Source organism: Vibrio sp. 10N.261.52.C2 (assembly GCF_041471425.1).
GTDB lineage: Bacteria > Pseudomonadota > Gammaproteobacteria > Enterobacterales > Vibrionaceae > Vibrio > Vibrio crassostreae_C.
The window spans coordinates 1-2617 of the sequence record NZ_JBFROH010000098.1 but is presented as its reverse complement, the minus strand read 5'-3'; the positions used below and the strand labels follow the sequence as shown (position 1 = coordinate 2617).

Here is a 2617-nt window from a genome sequence, read left to right as displayed (position 1 = left end):
GATGAACCATAAAAAAGCCCCGAACAAATGTTCAGGGCTATTTTTATTCAGTGATGAACTGGAAGATTAACCGCCAACAGCGATACGCTTCATGTCGCTCATGTAGCTACGTAGCTCTTCACCAATGTATTCTACAGGGTGGTTACGGATAGCTTCGTTTACTTCAATTAGCTTAGCGTTATCAACTTGGTTAGATGTCTCACCTAGACCACGGCCGATGACGTCCGTTGCTACTGAAGGCATGAACTTCTCACGTAGTAGCGGTGTTGCTACGTTAGCGAATAGGTAGTTACCGTACTCAGCAGTATCAGAGATTACAACGTTCATTTCGTAAAGACGCTTACGAGCAACTGTGTTTGCGATTAGTGGAAGCTCATGTAGAGATTCGTAGTAAGCAGACTCATCAATGATGCCTGATGCCGTCATAGCTTCGAATGCTAGCTCAACACCGGCACGAACCATAGCAACCATTAGGATACCGTTGTCGAAGTACTCTTGCTCTGAGATTTCTACGTCAGAAGCTGGGTAGTTTTCGAATGCAGTTTCGCCTGTCTCTTCACGCCAGCCTAGTAGGTTCACGTCATCGTTCGCCCAGTCAGCCATCATTGTGCTAGAGAAGTGACCAGAGATGATGTCATCCATGTGCTTGTTGTAAAGCGGACGCATTAGGTCTTTAAGCTCTTCAGAAAGCTCAAACGCTTTAACTTTAGCCGGGTTAGATAGGCGATCCATCATGTGAGTTACGCCACCAAACTTAAGTGCTTCAGTAATCGTTTCCCAACCGTATTGTAGAAGCTTGCCTGCGTAGCCAGGTTCGATGCCATCAGCAATCATCTTCTCGTAAGATACGATAGAACCCGCTTGTAGCATGCCACAAAGGATAGTTTGCTCACCCATCAGGTCAGATTTAACTTCTGCTACGAAAGAAGACTCTAGGCAACCTGCACGGTGACCACCAGTACCTGCAGCCCAAGCTTTAGCGATATCCCAACCTTCGCCTTTAGGGTCGTTTTCTGGGTGAACAGCGATAAGTGTTGGTACACCGAAGCCACGTTTGTACTCTTCGCGAACTTCAGAGCCAGGACACTTAGGTGCAACCATTACTACAGTAAGGTCAGCACGTAATTGCATGCCTTCTTCCACAACGTTGAAGCCGTGAGAGTAACCAAGAGCAGCGCCTTGCTTCATTAGAGGCATTACTGTTTCAACAACGTTTGTGTGTTGCTTATCAGGAGTAAGGTTGATTACTAGGTCTGCTTGAGGGATTAGCGTTTCGTAGCTACCCACAACAAAGCCGTTTTCATCAGCATTTTTGAATGATTGACGCTTTTCATCAATTGCCGCTTGGCGTAGAGCGTAAGATACGTCTAGACCAGAATCACGCATATTTAGACCTTGGTTTAGGCCTTGAGCACCACAACCAACAATTACGATTTTCTTACCTTCAAGGTATTCAGCTTCTGTCGCGAATTCTTCACGATCCATAAAGCGGCAACGACCTAATTGGTCTAGTTGTTCACGAAGGTTTAATGTATTGAAATAGTTAGCCATTCTAGGGCACTCCTTTAAAAATAAGTCCGTAAGGTCGATATCTCTCTATCGAATGACTTCATACTAAAACAGACACTCCGTTGCTGAAAGTGATATATTCACAATTAGTTATTGCAATAAATGCAACATGGAAACGATCGCAGAACATGAACATAAAATCTCTACAATTATTTATACATTTATGCGACAGCAAGAGTTTCAGCAAAACCGCTGCTGCTATGCACGTCAGTCCTTCAGCGCTGAGCCGTCAGATACAAAAGCTTGAAGAGGAAACAGGACAAGAACTGCTAATCAGAGACAACCGCAGTGTTGATCTTACCCCAGCAGGAAAACACCTATTGCCTGTAGCATTGAGCATCGTGGGAGAGTGGCAGCAATATAACCTTCACCTGAAGGGCGGAGAGCAAGAACTTAAAGGTGAGATCCGTATATTTTGTTCAGTAACGGCTAGCTACAGTCACCTACCTGAACTCATAACCGAATTTAGGGCTATTCATCCGTATATTGAATTTAAGCTCTCTACTGGTGATCCAGCTCAATCCATCGACAAGATCTTAAACGATGAAGCGGATATCGCGATTTCAGCAAAGCCAGACATCCTTCCTTCAAGGTTAGAATTCGAAACCATCAGCGATATTCCACTGTCAGTCATCATTCCATCTGGTGTGAGTAGCTTTAGCCAACAACTGCAATCCGATAAGCCAAACTGGAATGAAGTGCCCTTTATCATCCCAGAAGCAGGAACAGCGCGTGAACGAGCCAATGCATGGTTTAAAAAGATGAAGATAAAACCCAACATATACGCGCAAGTTTCTGGCCATGAGGCGATTGTAAGTATGGTGGCACTAGGATGTGGAGTTGGCATCGCACCTGATGTGGTCATAAACAACAGTCCAGTAAGAGATAAAGTTAGCCGCTTAAAGATAGAACCTATCAAGCCATTTGAGTTAGGCGTATGTTGTAAGCGAGCACAGCTAGATAACCCTCTAATTCGAGCGTTCTGGCAAGTTGCAGAAGGGAAATATTTAGCGGACTAGTCGTCATTGTTTTATACCAATCCGGAAAA

General features: G+C 44.6%; 2 protein-coding genes. One reads left to right on the top strand and one right to left on the bottom strand.

Features of this window, described 5'->3' with window-relative positions:
• Positions 1-66: 66 nt before the first annotated feature.
• Positions 67-1551, bottom strand: a complete 1485-nt coding sequence (ilvC, locus tag AB4307_RS21845) for a ketol-acid reductoisomerase (RefSeq protein ID WP_017061965.1) — start codon at positions 1549-1551, stop codon at positions 67-69.
• 146 nt (positions 1552-1697) lie between these two features.
• On the opposite strand from ilvC, the gene ilvY reads away from it, so the two are divergent.
• Complete coding sequence (ilvY, locus tag AB4307_RS21840; RefSeq protein ID WP_017061966.1) at positions 1698-2588, top strand: HTH-type transcriptional activator IlvY; 891 nt, start codon at positions 1698-1700, stop codon at positions 2586-2588.
• Positions 2589-2617: the final 29 nt, after the last annotated feature.

Coding starts and splice junctions, on each gene's coding strand:
- ilvC (WP_017061965.1), bottom strand. CDS start 1,551: ATGGCTAACTATTTCAATACATTAAACCTTCGTGAACAACTAGACCAA.
- ilvY (WP_017061966.1), top strand. CDS start 1,698: ATGAACATAAAATCTCTACAATTATTTATACATTTATGCGACAGCAAG.